The 13,610-nt window shown below is 42.5% G+C and carries 15 protein-coding genes; 3 read left to right on the top strand and 12 right to left on the bottom strand.

The genetic code is table 11. The annotated features are described in order from the left end of the window. Positions 1-24 precede the first annotated feature (24 nt). A complete protein-coding gene (locus DESLBE_RS23980; protein ID WP_144678422.1) occupies positions 25-810 on the top strand; it encodes a carbon monoxide dehydrogenase accessory protein CooC in 786 nt (261 codons plus the stop codon). A 63-nt stretch (positions 811-873) separates the two neighbouring features. Here DESLBE_RS23980 and DESLBE_RS23975 read toward each other — a convergent pair whose 3' ends face one another. The 4 genes from DESLBE_RS23975 to DESLBE_RS26740 all read right to left on the bottom strand — a co-directional run bounded on the left by DESLBE_RS23975 (position 874) and on the right by DESLBE_RS26740 (position 3,826). Then, positions 874-1,608 (bottom strand): amino acid ABC transporter ATP-binding protein, encoded by a 735-nt coding sequence (locus DESLBE_RS23975; RefSeq protein WP_005813132.1) that lies wholly within the window; start codon positions 1,606-1,608, stop codon positions 874-876. Further along, positions 1,598-2,386, bottom strand: a complete 789-nt coding sequence (locus tag DESLBE_RS23970) for an amino acid ABC transporter permease (RefSeq protein ID WP_144678421.1) — start codon at positions 2,384-2,386, stop codon at positions 1,598-1,600. Before DESLBE_RS23970 ends, DESLBE_RS23975 begins: the two co-directional genes overlap by 11 nt. 188 nt (positions 2,387-2,574) lie before the next feature. Further along, on the bottom strand, positions 2,575-3,420 hold the full coding sequence (locus tag DESLBE_RS23965) for a transporter substrate-binding domain-containing protein (RefSeq protein ID WP_144678420.1): 846 nt from the start codon (positions 3,418-3,420) through the stop codon (positions 2,575-2,577). Positions 3,421-3,649: 229 nt separating this feature from the next. Then, positions 3,650-3,826 carry a hypothetical protein gene (locus DESLBE_RS26740; RefSeq protein WP_172625495.1) on the bottom strand — a complete coding sequence of 59 codons (177 nt, stop codon included), beginning with the start codon at positions 3,824-3,826 and terminating at the stop codon, positions 3,650-3,652. 465 nt (positions 3,827-4,291) lie between these two features. Here DESLBE_RS26740 and DESLBE_RS23950 point away from each other — a divergent pair, with 465 nt between their 5' ends. Then, positions 4,292-4,714 carry a type II toxin-antitoxin system HicB family antitoxin gene (locus DESLBE_RS23950; protein ID WP_015944797.1) on the top strand — a complete coding sequence of 141 codons (423 nt, stop codon included), beginning with the start codon at positions 4,292-4,294 and terminating at the stop codon, positions 4,712-4,714. Positions 4,715-4,922: 208 nt separating this feature from the next. On the opposite strand, the gene DESLBE_RS23945 is transcribed toward DESLBE_RS23950, so the two are convergent. After that, a complete protein-coding gene (locus DESLBE_RS23945; protein ID WP_144678418.1) occupies positions 4,923-5,699 on the bottom strand; it encodes an alpha/beta hydrolase in 777 nt (258 codons plus the stop codon). 210 nt (positions 5,700-5,909) lie between these two features. On the opposite strand from DESLBE_RS23945, the gene DESLBE_RS23940 reads away from it, so the two are divergent. Next, a complete protein-coding gene (locus tag DESLBE_RS23940) occupies positions 5,910-6,596 on the top strand; it encodes a vitamin B12 dependent-methionine synthase activation domain-containing protein (protein ID WP_144678417.1) in 687 nt (228 codons plus the stop codon). Between the two features lie 625 nt (positions 6,597-7,221). Here the strand turns inward: DESLBE_RS23940 and DESLBE_RS27195 are convergent. From DESLBE_RS27195 to DESLBE_RS23900, 7 genes are all read right to left on the bottom strand, one after another. After that, positions 7,222-7,926 (bottom strand): ATP-binding cassette domain-containing protein, encoded by a 705-nt coding sequence (locus DESLBE_RS27195; RefSeq protein ID WP_243131373.1) that lies wholly within the window; start codon positions 7,924-7,926, stop codon positions 7,222-7,224. Continuing rightward, positions 7,913-8,377, bottom strand: a complete 465-nt coding sequence (locus tag DESLBE_RS23930; protein ID WP_005813113.1) for a hypothetical protein — start codon at positions 8,375-8,377, stop codon at positions 7,913-7,915. Before DESLBE_RS23930 ends, DESLBE_RS27195 begins: the two co-directional genes overlap by 14 nt. Before the next feature lie 1,284 nt (positions 8,378-9,661). Beyond that, complete coding sequence (locus DESLBE_RS23920; protein WP_018210985.1) at positions 9,662-10,600, bottom strand: hypothetical protein; 939 nt, start codon at positions 10,598-10,600, stop codon at positions 9,662-9,664. Positions 10,601-11,371: 771 nt separating this feature from the next. After that, positions 11,372-11,800: a hypothetical protein gene (locus tag DESLBE_RS23915; protein ID WP_018210986.1), complete on the bottom strand. Its 429-nt coding sequence runs from the start codon at positions 11,798-11,800 to the stop codon at positions 11,372-11,374. A 171-nt stretch (positions 11,801-11,971) separates the two neighbouring features. Further along, a complete protein-coding gene (locus DESLBE_RS23910; protein ID WP_018307033.1) occupies positions 11,972-12,718 on the bottom strand; it encodes a DUF4367 domain-containing protein in 747 nt (248 codons plus the stop codon). Continuing rightward, the gene (locus tag DESLBE_RS23905) at positions 12,705-13,274 is read right to left on the bottom strand and encodes a sigma-70 family RNA polymerase sigma factor (protein WP_005813105.1); all 570 of its coding nucleotides are present in this window, start codon (positions 13,272-13,274) and stop codon (positions 12,705-12,707) included. The genes DESLBE_RS23910 and DESLBE_RS23905 overlap by 14 nt, the downstream gene beginning before the upstream one ends. Before the next feature lie 96 nt (positions 13,275-13,370). Beyond that, a complete protein-coding gene (locus DESLBE_RS23900) occupies positions 13,371-13,574 on the bottom strand; it encodes a hypothetical protein (protein ID WP_282432853.1) in 204 nt (67 codons plus the stop codon). Positions 13,575-13,610: the final 36 nt, after the last annotated feature.

Below are 13,610 nucleotides of genomic sequence, written 5' to 3'. Positions count from 1 at the left end.
AACAACAAACAGGGGGTTAGAGCGATGAAAATAGCAGTGACAGGCAAAGGCGGGGTCGGCAAGACGACCCTTTCCGGAACCTTGGCCCGCCTATTGGCAGCTGACGGTTACCGGGTATTGGCGGTGGATGCAGACCCTGATGCTAATCTGGCTTCTGCTCTGGGCATTCCTGAGGAGAACTACCGGGGAATCACTCCCTTCGCCAAGATGAAGGCACTGGCTGAGGAGAGGACGGGGGCCGATGGCGGCTATGGCACTTTTTTCATCCTCAACCCGAAGGTGGACGATTTGCCGGAGCAGTTTTGCGTGGAGCATGAAGGGGTTAAGCTGCTTTTGATGGGGACGGTGGAACAGGGCGGCTCAGGGTGCGTCTGCCTGGAGCACACCCTGATCAAGCGGCTGATGCAGCACCTTCTGGTGCAAAGAGACGAAGTGGTCATCATGGACATGGAAGCCGGCATCGAGCATTTGGGCCGGGGAACGGCAGGCGCGGTGGACGCCTTGATCGTGGTAGTCGAGCCGGGACGGCGGAGTGTGCAGACGGCACGGCAAATTCAGGAGCTGGCCCGTGATCTGGGGATTCAAAGGGTTTTTGTGGTGGCCAGCAAAGTAAGGAGCGCTGAAGATTTGGAGTTCGTGGGGGAGGCTCTGAGCGATTTTCCCCTGCTGGGCCATGTCACTTTCAGCAGAGAGATTATGGATGCTGACTTGGAAGGAAAAGCCCTCTTTGATCTGGGCGGGGAGCCGGTGGCGGAGATCAGGAAGATAAAAGAGAACTTGATTCAGTTGATCAGTTCAATGGATGAGTAAACTATAAGCCCTCATAAGCAAACAGAGTCCTGAATGGCCGGAGGTGGCCTTCAGGACTCTGTCTTATCTCCATTCTAAAATCTTATTAAGAAAATTCTTCAGCTCCAGGCTTTGCGGCTCTTTAAAAATCTTCGCACTGGGGCCATGTTCGATAATTTGACCATCGGCAATAAAAAGCACATAATCGCAGGACTGGCGGGCGAACCCCATCTCATGAGTCACAAGAATTAAATCTTTGTCCTGCTCCTGCAGCTCTTTAATCATGTCCAGAACCTCGCTGGTCAGCTCCGGATCGAGGGCCGAGGTCGGTTCATCAAAGAGCAAAAAACGGGATTCAATGGACAAGGCCCTGGCTACCGCAATGCGCTGCTGCTGCCCTCCCGACAGTTGATGAGGTTTCTTATCCATATGCACTTTTAATTGGAACCGATCCAGCAGATCCAAAGCGATTATTTCGGCTTTCTCTTTGCTGAATTTATGAACAACCGTCAAAGGCAGGGTGATATTATCCAGGGCTGTCAGGTGGGGAAATAGATTGTAAGACTGAAAGACTACGCCAATCGTTTTGCGGTATTCGTGCAAAAGTGTTTCCGAATAGTCGATTCTTTCCCCATTAATGTGAATTTCCCCACGATCGGGTCTTTGCAAACCGGCGATCATCCGCAAAAGTGTGGATTTGCCCCCTCCTGAAGGACCGATAATCGCCAGGGAGCGAAAATGCTCCAAATCGATATTGATATCTTTAAGCACTGTTTTGCCGGCAAAAGCTTTTTCCAGATTGCTGATTTTAAGCTTCATAATTGAATTTCCTTTCCAAAACCTTCGAGATATAGGAAATCGGCACGGTCAGGATCATGTATAAAAGCGCCAGCACAATGTAGTTCTCAAAGGTGGCAAAGGTGAATGAATCGACCTCCTGAACGTTCTTGGTCAGCTCGCTGACGGCAATTACCGACAAAAGTGAAGAGTCCTTGATCAATGACACCAGCTGGCCGGCCAAGGGCGGTAAGATCCTTTTGAACACCTGGGGAATGATGATATAACGATAGCGTTGGTATGATGTGAAGCCAAGTGATCGCGCAGTTTCGATCTGAGACGCTTCGATGCTCTCAATCCCTGCCCGGATAATTTCACAGATATACGCCCCGGAAAAAACCGATAAAATGATGACCCCCAGGACATAACGATTACTGAGGTGCATCGCGGTAGCAATAATATAAAAAAACACATAAATCTGGACCAGCAGCGGAGTTCCTCTGATGATTTCGACATAGGCCTTACTAAAATAATGCAAAGGCAAAAATCTTGATTTTCCGGCAAACGCCAAGAAGCTCCCGATGATCAGGCTTAAGATCAGGGAAAAAAAAGCAATAATGATCGTCATCAGGAAGCCGTCGATAAACTTGGCCCTATACAGATAAACGGTGTCCAGCCGCAGCGTATAGTCGAGGCTGTAAAAAGCCCAAAGCAGGACGCCCAGCATAAAGGCGCTGACCAGTGCGATATTGAAGGCTTGCTGCACACGAGTGGGATGATGAGATTCTTCATTTTTCCACAATAAATTCGGCAGGTTCAATCCAGGATTCCCTCCTCTCCCGCTTCAACTCGTCTTCTACTCATCTTCTATTCGTCTTTTTATTTATCTTGTATTCATTCTATTCGTTTTGACTATTATCCTTACCGCAAAATCGAGAACTCCGCGCCGCAATGCTGCGGCACGGAGTTTGCACGGCAATCCATGACTTTAAGTAAGCAGGCAAAAGCTCAATCGAAGAAAAATTTCACGCCCAGAGCAGCGAAGTCTTTTTTCTCTTGAGGCAAATATCTTTCCGCTAGTCTTGTGAAGCCGCCGTTCTTCTTGTACTCGCCGATGAATTGATTGACCTTAGCCGTCAATTCCTTATCATCCTGACGCAAGGCCACGCCCCATTCTTCAACTTTATCCTGGAATGGATTCAAATTGGCACGGGTCGTCTTTTCATTCTGTTTCCAGGCTCTGTAGATGCTCAAGGTATCATAGATAAAAGCATCGGCTTTCCCTTGGCCGACTTCGAGAATACAAGCGCTTTCTTTCTCAAAAACCATGATTTCTGCTTGCGGCAGATTGGCTTGGGCATAAATATGCCCTGTCGTACCATTCTTGACGGCCACCTTACGCCCCGGCGCATTGAGATCCTTAACCTCTTTCACCGAAGATTTCTCATTGATCAACAAGGCCAGCCAAGCTTTGGCATAGGGATCAGAAAAAGCAACGGTTTTTTTCCGTTCGTCCGTAATCGTCATTGAAGAAATAACCATATCAATTTTCTTCGTTTGCAAAGCCGGTATAAGACCGCTGAACGCCATGTTTTCGATTTTAACCGGTCGGCCCAAAGCTACGCCTAAGTCTTTGGCAAAATCAACACTGACACCTGTCGGGTTCCCTTTTTCATCGGTCATCTCAAAAGGCGGATAGGCCAGTTCCATACCCACTATGAGCTCTTGCGCCGCCGTGGCGTCATTGCCTGCTTGGGACGGCTGGTTTGCCGGTGCCTGGCTCTTGCTGCACCCCAATAAAATTGAACTTATCAGCAAAGCCGCCGTTAGCAGCAGAAGGTAATTCTTTTTCATCTTCCCGCTCCTCTTAGCTGTATTCTTTTTCCTAAGTATACCATTTGTTTTGGCAGATATCAAAAGAAAGCGAGCAATGCCGAGCTCTTTCGATGACATTGGAATTACTTTCTCCAAGATGACTTTGAGTCAATAAATTAACGTATCTTTCCTCATTCAGCCACAGATTGAAAAAGATTATTGAATGACCGGACCTCCTCTGGTTAAGATACTCAAGAGTTCCCACTCTTCATGGACTCAACTCAGCCCCAAACACTATGGCGAAGAAAGCCACGAACCTGACGAGCGGAGTCTGATCAAAACTTCTGCCTGCCGTCAAGCGCAGCGCTTCATAGTGATGAACCCCCAGATAAATGAGGAGCAAAAGTCCTGTCCCATAAAGCAGGTAGATTATAAGCCGTTTCATGTTCATCCCTCCACTATATAAAAAACAATGGCGTTATAGCATAGTTTTCGACAACTTCCTTCTATTCCCTTTTTCAGGATGAACTATTGAGGAACCCTTTGATTTCTTAAGGCCCCTATGAAATTAAACCTTCACGCGCACCATTGACACGCATATATAACACGTGTTATTCTGATGTTAGCAAGGGAGGCATTCGGTTGGGGAAGCAAATTACTGTAAGAAAAGTTCTTGAAAAACTAAAAGAAGAAGGTTTTATCAAATCCCCAAACCATGGCAAAGGTACAAGTCACCAATGATACATACACAAAAATGATCCGACCAAATATGCAGATATAAGTTACCATCATAGCGGTCAGGTCATCCCGAAAGGAACACTTAATAGTATCGAACGCTCATCAGGAGTTAAATTCTAATCCTAGATGCAAGCGACTAATAAATATAAAATTCCCAAAGGAGTTGATAACTTTGACCAATCATTTAATTTATCCCATTGTTGTCGAAAAAGCTGACGATGAAGGCCTTGGTATGTATTTTCCTGATTTCCCCGGCACCGCCATCTTAAGTTTAGATATAACCGATGGGATCCGAAGGGCTAAAGAAATGCTTGCCAATTTAGTCATAGAAAAAGAAGAACAAGCTCTACCTCTCCCTATCCCTTCTGCTCCAGAAGATATTACCTTGTATGATGCCAGTGATCGCATTGTATTCATAGAAGTATATTTACCTCCTTATCGCAATGAAGCTAAAAATAAATCCGTAACTAAAAACTGCACTTTACCTAAATGGTTACGGGATGCCGGGGAGGAAGCAGGTCTAAATTTCTCGCAGCTCCTTCAAACATCAATTAAAGACGCTCTCGGTATTAACGAATCTAAAATGCAACCTTAAGCAGCCTTAGTGGCTGTTTTTTTGCCATCAATGTATTACTGCTTACTTCCACAGGACTCATCATAGCTGATGTTGTCATTTTCATGCCGCTTCTCTCTGTTATTCCGCATAGATAAGACGAATTTGAGGGGCAAAGCTATATTGCTTGAAAAAATCAAAGGATACCTCTCTTTACAAAAAGAGGAGTATCCTTCTATCTACCTTATCCCTATCTTTGGGCGGGATTCAAGCTATCCATCATGAATTCCGTGATCGCCTTATTGACAGCTTCCGGCTGTTCGATCATAGCCATATGACCCGCCTCCGGAATGAGCACAAGTGATGCCTGGGGTATTTGCTGAGCAAGATATTCGGAATACTTAACCGGCGTCATTCTATCCTCCTGCCCGCAAATAACTAAAGTAGGCAGATTAATCTGCTGGACACTATCTATTACATTAAAATTATCGCAAGCTTGGAAATCCGCCCCTAAAACCTGAGTTGACACAGCTTTCATTTCTTCAGCAGCATCTTCCAGAATCTTTGCAGCAGCCTTAGGAGAATAGCTGAATCGAATACTCTCCAGTGGATGCTCTCCCCGTGACAAGCTTTCCAGCATCACAGGGTTCACCCTCAACCTGCCGCCGCTGCCAACAGTAATCAGGCCCTTTAACCACTCCGGATAGTCCAAAGCAAACTGCAGGGCAATCGCGCCGCCCATGGAATGCCCCGCAATGACAAAAGATGTTAACTTCATAGCTTGGACAAATTCCCAGATGCTTTCCTTATAACTCTGTATGGAATCAACCGCTTCTCCTTCCGAAAGCCCATGTCCAGGAAGGTCGAGAGCAATAAGATGATAATCCCTGAGCCCGGATAGTTGATTTGCCCATTTTTCTCCAGTTCCCCCGGCACCATGCACACATAAGATGGTCGGTCTGTGGGATATAGCTTTATCGTTTTGCCGGAAAAAAATATTTTTCCCTTGGATTTTAATATAAGGCATGTTCCCCCTCCTGTTTTAAAGGTTTTAAAAGCAATGATATTTTTCAAAATATTCTCATTATAGATTATAGCATGAATCTAAGGAGCAAAAACCATCAGGGGGTATAACTTCCCCTTTTGGGCATAAAAAATGACATAGTGGTTATGATTGTGAGAAAATTCCTGTTATGCCATAATTAAAGTAATCCATTTTAATTAAGGAGGGTAATAAATGAATACCAAAGTAATGACGGCTATTCCTTTTACTATCGATCGGGATTGGCTATTTACACATTTACATATCAAGCCGGGCAAACCTTATGTCGAGGATGTAGAAAACATGATTGAGCAAGCATTGACAATCGGCAAGCCCAAGGCTGCCTACCGATTGGCCTATATAGAATCCAAAGGAGAGGATTTTGTCGTCGTGGATGGGATTAAGTTCACCAGCAGAGTATTGCAGGTCAACCTGGCGGAAACCTTTAAAGTCGTCCCTTATGTGATCACTTGCGGAGAAGAGCTTGAAGGATGGGCAAAAACCTTTCATCATATGTTTGAATCCTATTGTGCCGATGGGATTATGGAAGCAGTTATGCGTTCCGCCCGGATGGGATTTTTCGCCCAAATTGCAGAAGAATATAATTTAGGCCATGCCGTCAATATGAACCCCGGTTCTCTTGAAGATTGGCCGCTCAAAGAACAAGCACCTTTATTCCAACTTTTAGGTGACGTCAAAAGCTTAATCGGGGTGGAACTGAAAGAAAGCTTCCTCATGAGCCCTATCAAAACAGTATCCGGTTTCCGCTTTTCTAAGGAAGGAAGCTACGAGAATTGTCAGCTTTGTCCCAGAGAGAAGTGTCCCGGACGGCGAGCTCCTTATGAGCAAAATTTGTATGCAGAAAGGTATCAATTAAAGTAATGCTGTTAGCTCAAGCCCCTCGCATCGGAGGGGCTTAATACTTTTTGGGAGACGTCCGATTCCTCCATGGTGATGCCATAGAGAACATCGGCTGCTTCCATGGTTCCTTTGCATAAAGTGTCCCAGGCAAGCAGATGCCATAGGTGATGCCGGTGCTAAGCAAATCCAACGCACCGAACCAAGGCAATGTCTTCCAGCAATAAAAAACTCATTTCAAATTCTCAATAGCTTTAAATGCTCTAATATCCCGAATCATCTATTTTCCAATTACCTGCTCACTATCTCTAATAAGTATCCATTTCCAGTTATTGTATAGTGAATACGGACTCAAGCTGCCTTTTCCGCCAGCGCCACAAACATAGAATTCGAAAATAAAACAATCACATTTTCCTTTAGGGGGAATACAAAATTCCATTCGAAATTCAACATAAGCAAAGAATTGTCTCCCCGGTATGCCCAATCGTTACTGAAATGCATAAGGTAACAACAATGTCTTTTTTAAGCTGCTCCAATGAACAATCACCTTCAATCTATTAGGGCCAATCACTTAGACAGCGCTTCTACCAACTGCTGCCTCTGCCCATCCACTCCAATAATAAACAGACGCCGATTCAATAAAGTAGCATCAAACAATTTCGCCGTCATTAATTGCTATTATCTTATTCGCATAGTTTACCGTTTTGCTGTCGTGGGTCACGATCAAAATTGTTTTCCCTTCCTGATTAATCTGTTTTAATAGCAACAGCAGATTTTCTCCCGTTTTTTGATCTAACGCGCCGGTTGGCTCATCAGCCAAAATGACTTCTGATTCGCATACCAAGGCTCTGGCGATGGCCTCCCGTTGTTGTTGACCACTCGATGTTTCCTGAGGTTTTTCCCGAAGAATACCATTTATTTCAAGTTTTGAGGAGTAATTCATAATTTTTCCTTTTTTGTTTAGCCGATATTTTCCGCTGAAGAAGGGGCAATTCAATATTTTCATAAAAGCTGTAGTCTTTGAGAAGCGCAGAATTCTGAAAAGTGAAACTAACAGTACACCAATACTAATGCGACTTAGGTTACATATATTTGTCTTTAAAAAACCAAAGGATGCCTCCATGGTGATGCCATAGAGGACATCGGCCGCTTCCATGGTTCCTTTGCATTGAGAGATGACCAGGAACTGGGTGGAGTTCGGGCCAAGGCTTCCTGAGCCTCTTGGATGCTGTCTGTAAGCTTGCTTTGCTCTTCTATTCGCAAAATTTGACTTGTCGAATTTTGGAAGGGTACGCCCCCGAGGGGAAAGGTCGACCGAATGGAAGGCCTTTCCTCGAACATTACCACCATCCATCCGTAAAATTCTGTTCAAGCTCTTCTATCAAACTAACAAATTCTTCAGATACTTCATATTGTTTGTCGGCAAATAGGATCACACCTAAATCAATAAATATAAACATAGTATGATCCCCACTAGCTTTTAGAAGTGAATGTTCTCGATGAAGAACAATTTTTTTTATATCACCTGTTAATTGTTCTTCCGGAATAGGGTTCTGTATTTCTTTTAATTGGTACATTGATAATATAAATTTATTGATACTTTCTTCATTTCTAAGAACTTTTGGTTCAAATGTTGCAGGGTCTTTGAGCCCAATAGCTGAAATAAATCTTGGGTTTACCAAAGTCGGATCAATTCCATTGGAAGTTTTTATGTTATAGTTTTCAATATAGAATAGACTCAAAGACAGTATAATTATTACTCCCATTACAAGGATTATCTTTTTAGGAAATGGAATATTCTTCATCACAATTCACCTCATTCATAATCTCATATGGTAAGCACATAAGCACTGATATTGCTCTTCAAATAGTTTTACATAAAGTAGATATTGATCTTTTCTTGATAGAACAAATATTCTAGAGCTAGCAGTTCCTATGAATCAGTGAATTACTTCTTTTTTAACAAATCTCTTAGAGGCCAGCCCTGAACCCCTATCCCTTGACAAGCACCTACTAAACTAAAACATTCGATGCACTAAAAATATGTCATCCCCTTCTTTCATTATATTCATGTAAGTTCTATGATATAGCCTTCCCATTTTAATAAGGCTAAAAAACTCTGCACAAGTTGAGAAAAATGGTATGGTAATACTCTTATGGATTCCTCTCTTGCAACATTGATACAGGGAGCCTATCCATAATGGTTAAACTCAAAACCTTAGAACAGACACAGTAAGCAGCATTTACTATAACAGTAAACGAATCTACCTCACGCATATGAACTACCTGCCGATTCTAAAATGTATAAATACATTCTTAGATAATTGCTCAAAACAAGATAACAGGTATCAATTTGCTCTAGAGTTTATCTCTTTCGGTTCCTTAATATAAAATTAATAGTCACAATATTGGTTTTGCTATCTCCGTAGAATACTGTTTGGTTCGCTCTAGAATTGTACTATCCTCCATAAAAAGATTTAGTATTATTTTTGACCAGTGATTGTCCGCCAAGGCCTTTACAGCCGAACTCTCGGTCAATCATTCCTGAAAATTCCAAGGAACTAAAGCGAAATCTTGAAACATGACACACGCATTGGAAAAGAATTTTACCATACCATTGTGATGACCCTTTATTCTTACAATTACAACGCGCAAGAAGGATTAAATCAATCCCGTTTTGCAAGGATTTTTGCGCGGCAAAATGCGTGAACAAAAAAAAGTAGCTCTCTCAGCCTTGATGCATTAAACTACCTCACTACATTTTTGCTATTTTTCATGATTAAAACTCCTTTGAAATCGACGTTCCCAAGACCATCGACCCTGGATAAAATTAAGACAGACAAATACCTGCAGCGTAAATATCTCTTGCTTCATTGATTACAGGCTCACCGTACTCAAAAGTGATGCGAAGGACACCAGAATTGCAAGTGAGGATGTGTTATCCATTATCCCATTGACATGGCTGCTATACCTAAAAGCTTGAGGGCGGCAAAATCTCTTCGACCCAAAAGTATACCCCATATCAAAGAGACTTTGCCTAGTATAATAAGCACTGAGTATTTTGTTGCCCTTATTGTGATACTTTTTATTTAATTAATGTATATAGGAAATGTGGTTGAATAATAGTATTCTGGATACATCCATCCTTCAGTATCAAACGCATAGTATTGGATCAGTTGACGAACCGTTGGCCTTATAATGCCAGTAGCGTTGGTGCTAGTATCGAATAAAGCTTTAACAACATAACCCTTTTCCGTTGATGTACGGGGAGCATACCAATCATCATTATGAGATTTTAATGAGCTCCACCAGAAGTTCCAACCAATATAACTCCCATAATCATTTGCGTCAACTGATGAAGTATTAACACTCACTGTTTGAACACCGATATAAGGAGCGTACCAAGGTAAAGTAAAGCTCGACGTCCCATCAGTAGGATAATTAATCCCATATTCTGAATAGCTGCCGGGAACCGCTTCAACTGTCCAACCCTCTACAAACGCATAGCGTAAACCTGTATCAATTTCCACATCAGCTTGATCAGTAAACATCCTAATTCGGTGAAAGCTTGAATCTCCACTGTTCATATTTGCCTCTCCTTGGACAGCGATATATCCCCCAAAATAATTACGTTCAAGCAAAGATTCATAGTAATCTGAAGTCACCTCAACATTAGGGAGTTCCTGCTTCATTTCCTTTCCGGTGTTTCCATCAAATACATATGAAATGTTCCTATCACCTTTTGTAAGATTGACTATTAATTTTGAGTCCCCATTTTCAGTGCCTTCAGTTAAGAATGCAACGAATGTTGTTTCTGGATCATTTGTAACCGTGCCTTCATACTTACTGGGATCTCCAGCATCGATTTTACCATCAATGATATAGGTTTTCAGCGAATCCTCAAGATCTTTTATTTGCCCTTTTATCGCACCATCTTTTATTGTGATGGTAGATTTCGCTTTAAACCCTTGCTTGATATTTCTAAATCTCTTTCCATTTTCCTCAGTGTCTTCTGTAACCGTTTTCATTAACCTACCCTCTTGGAAGACAATTATTGGGTTTTGCGAAGCGGAGACTGGAAATGTATATACCAGGGAACTGAAAACTAAAGACGCGCTTAATATTAATATAGACAACAAGTTATATTTCCTAATCATGTATTTACCACCTTTCCATGAAACTATAGTGATAATATTGTGGAAAAAAGTGTTCCCATCCGATCAACCTTCCACATGGGCGCCGCTCCTCTAAAAACTCGACGCTAAGACTAATAAGCACCTGCCTTACAAAATCTCCTTAACTTCGCCCACATCAAAAGTGACAACCATTACCTCATTAACACAACCTCCCAGAAGCTTGAAGACGGCAAAATTTTCTAGATCTAAAAGATATTACACGGCGGCAAAGTCAATTAACTTGGCAAGTTGCTAGTGCTTACGCTTGAGTCATTATTCGAATCTTCCAAGAGTTTAGTTCTTTCATCTCTTTTCTGGGAACTTACTCGCAAAATTTAATATTATAAAACTTTGAAGGGTTACGACTCCAAAAGGAAAGATTGACTAAAAGAAATACCTTTCCTCGGACATTTGGGAATTGAATAAAATACTCCTTTCCTCAAATCTTCCTTTGCAAATATCCCCAGTAGGTGTAGCAAGAAAACACTTACACTTTGCATAGGAGATGCCATTAGATCACCTACTATCTTTGCCGGATCTGACGGCTTTCTATATTAAATGGCAAAAGCCATCCAAATAGTCAGAAGGCAATAATTACTTGCTATGTACCTTAACCGCTACCCTCTATTGAACATAAACAGCTTCAGTATAAGAAAACCCTGTTTCATAAGTTGACCCGTTATAAGCAGTATGCTCTGCCAACACTCGGTAATAATACCCTCGCGATACACTGAGCTTTTGCCCTCCCGACTTATATGATGTGTTATTGGCCGTGTAGCTATAAGACTGGAGCGTATACCAATTTCCATTGGATAAATACTGAAGGTTCAAGGTTAAGCCAACTTCAGTGACCGGATAATACGTTGAGGTATCCCCGGAAATACTGATATTTCCGTTCCCGTTGTTCGACAGCTGGCATCCCCCGTCTGCAATCAGTTGATAGGCATAGGGCTGTACCATCTCACTGCTCGTAACCTGGTTCGTTGCTCCCAAGGCGGTTAAGGGGCTTAAGAGAAGCAGCAGGGATAAGAACACGATTAACCATTTTCTCATGAATCATCCTCCTCGTATAATGTCTCTCATAAGTTAGACAATTGAAAACAAGCTTTGGTTACAAAAAAATCAAAAAAAGTTAAAAATTTTTTGAAAAGAAAAAGCTTCTCACCGAGAAGCCTCCAAAACAATTATTTTATTACCTCTTTTTCCGCAGGATGTATTGCCCATTCAACTTACGGATTCTGCGATTTTTATGATCTCTGCCAACGGTAGCTGTCCCCTTAGTTTTAATAAAAGCCCCCGTTGATACCACGATAAAACATTCATATCATTCTTCTCTTGTAAAAGGGTTGCCGATGCTCCATTTATAGTAATAGCTTGAGAAACCGAATCATCCGTGTCGGACAACGTCCCCTGAGAAACTGATGCAGTCATATTTTGCTGAGTGAATACGATTAACCGCTCCTTAAGGATGTAATTAATAGTGATCCGGTTAACATCGGCACTAAGGTTAGTCAAAATAATTTTCTCAATCTTGGCACCCGGCGGTAAATACTTAGGTTCAACAATAGGAAAATTAACCTTCTTTTGAGCCTCTTCCAATGTAGTCTCTTGTTCTACAAGTTCACCGAGATTGTTAACCTCAGGAGGTTTCATGCCGGAGGAATCATTATTTACCGTCTCCGTTTTATTTTGAGTAGTCTCACCCACCATATGCGTTAACATTTGTAAAAAACGTTCACCCAAAGCATACACTTGATTCGGCTTAACTAACGCCAGGGAACCCAGTAATAGCATAGCGACCGCCGCAGTAGCAGCAAGGGAGTTTCGAATACGGCGGCTTCTTTGCTCTTTTAAAACAAGACGTTTAAACTCAAGCCATTCCTCATCGACTGAAGGGGCTGGTAATTGCTCCAATTCCCAAGTTATCCGTTCCTTGATTAACTTGTCAAGCTCTTCATCACTTAATTTCATTGAACTTCCCCCCATAACCCAGGTCCTCCGCGACTTCCTCAAGAACCACCGCTTCTCTGAAGTGGGCCCTTGCCCTATGCAAACGGATTTTTACATTCGCTCCTGTTAGATTTAAAATAGTGGCTATCTCTTCTACCGTCAAGTCCGAGTAATACCTTAAAACCAAAATTTCCGCATCATCAGCCGGCAGAACATTGAGGATACGTTTCACTTGATCTTTTATGACGAAGGCATATTCAAAAGAATCGGCGGTTTGGCTGGCCTTCATGTCGTCCGTTATTTCAGCTAGGGGAACAACATTGAAGCGATTGGCTGATTTGAGCAGATTTTTGGCTTCATTGACCACTATTGTGGCAGCCCAGGCGGAGAATTTTCCTTTATCTTTAAGTTGATCTCTTTTTCGATACATTTTTAAAAAAGCCTGTTGAACCGCATCTCGACTCAGTTCTCTATCTTTCGTTATGGAAAAGGCCAGAGCACAAAACTTCGTGTGCTGCTGCCTATACAAAATTTCGAATAAATCAAACTCTGTATTCCGGTTTCTCCAAAACCCCATTTGTCAACGCCTCCTCTCTCTCGTAAAAAGCAGGAACTTTTGGGTTATCTTACAAATTATGATAACAAAAGCTTCGTCTTTTGACTAGGCTAAAACTCAAAGGATGCCCTCGTTAAAAGAGAGCATCCTTTTCAACTTAGCAGAGAGTAGCTTAGATACACCCGACTCCTCCATGGTGATGCCATAGAGAACATCGGCTGCTTCCATGGTTCCTTTGCGGTGAGAGATGACCAGGAACTGGGTGGAGTCTGCCAAGTAGTGGATATATTGGGCAAAGCGGCTGGCATTGGCATCATCCAGAGAAGCAGACCTCAGGGGAGGTTCTGAAGGAAGCTC

The organism is Desulfitobacterium sp. LBE (assembly GCF_007830365.1).
Classification (GTDB): domain Bacteria; phylum Bacillota; class Desulfitobacteriia; order Desulfitobacteriales; family Desulfitobacteriaceae; genus Desulfitobacterium; species Desulfitobacterium hafniense.
The sequence above is the reverse complement of the archived record's forward strand: the minus strand, read 5'-3'. Positions and strand labels throughout refer to the sequence as shown.

What these genes read in the sequence shown, in the direction of transcription:
- DESLBE_RS23980 (WP_144678422.1), top strand. Translation starts at nt 25, where the DNA reads ATGAAAATAGCAGTGACAGGCAAAGGCGGGGTCGGCAAGACGACCCTT.
- DESLBE_RS23975 (WP_005813132.1), bottom strand. Translation starts at nt 1,608, where the DNA reads ATGAAGCTTAAAATCAGCAATCTGGAAAAAGCTTTTGCCGGCAAAACA.
- DESLBE_RS23965 (WP_144678420.1), bottom strand. Translation starts at nt 3,420, where the DNA reads ATGAAAAAGAATTACCTTCTGCTGCTAACGGCGGCTTTGCTGATAAGT.
- DESLBE_RS26740 (WP_172625495.1), bottom strand. Translation starts at nt 3,826, where the DNA reads ATGAAACGGCTTATAATCTACCTGCTTTATGGGACAGGACTTTTGCTC.
- DESLBE_RS23945 (WP_144678418.1), bottom strand. Translation starts at nt 5,699, where the DNA reads ATGCCTTATATTAAAATCCAAGGGAAAAATATTTTTTTCCGGCAAAAC.
- DESLBE_RS23940 (WP_144678417.1), top strand. Translation starts at nt 5,910, where the DNA reads ATGAATACCAAAGTAATGACGGCTATTCCTTTTACTATCGATCGGGAT.
- DESLBE_RS27195 (WP_243131373.1), bottom strand. Translation starts at nt 7,926, where the DNA reads ATGGATGGTGGTAATGTTCGAGGAAAGGCCTTCCATTCGGTCGACCTT.
- DESLBE_RS23930 (WP_005813113.1), bottom strand. Translation starts at nt 8,377, where the DNA reads ATGAAGAATATTCCATTTCCTAAAAAGATAATCCTTGTAATGGGAGTA.
- DESLBE_RS23920 (WP_018210985.1), bottom strand. Translation starts at nt 10,600, where the DNA reads ATGAAAACGGTTACAGAAGACACTGAGGAAAATGGAAAGAGATTTAGA.
- DESLBE_RS23915 (WP_018210986.1), bottom strand. Translation starts at nt 11,800, where the DNA reads ATGAGAAAATGGTTAATCGTGTTCTTATCCCTGCTGCTTCTCTTAAGC.
- DESLBE_RS23910 (WP_018307033.1), bottom strand. Translation starts at nt 12,718, where the DNA reads ATGAAATTAAGTGATGAAGAGCTTGACAAGTTAATCAAGGAACGGATA.
- DESLBE_RS23905 (WP_005813105.1), bottom strand. Translation starts at nt 13,274, where the DNA reads ATGGGGTTTTGGAGAAACCGGAATACAGAGTTTGATTTATTCGAAATT.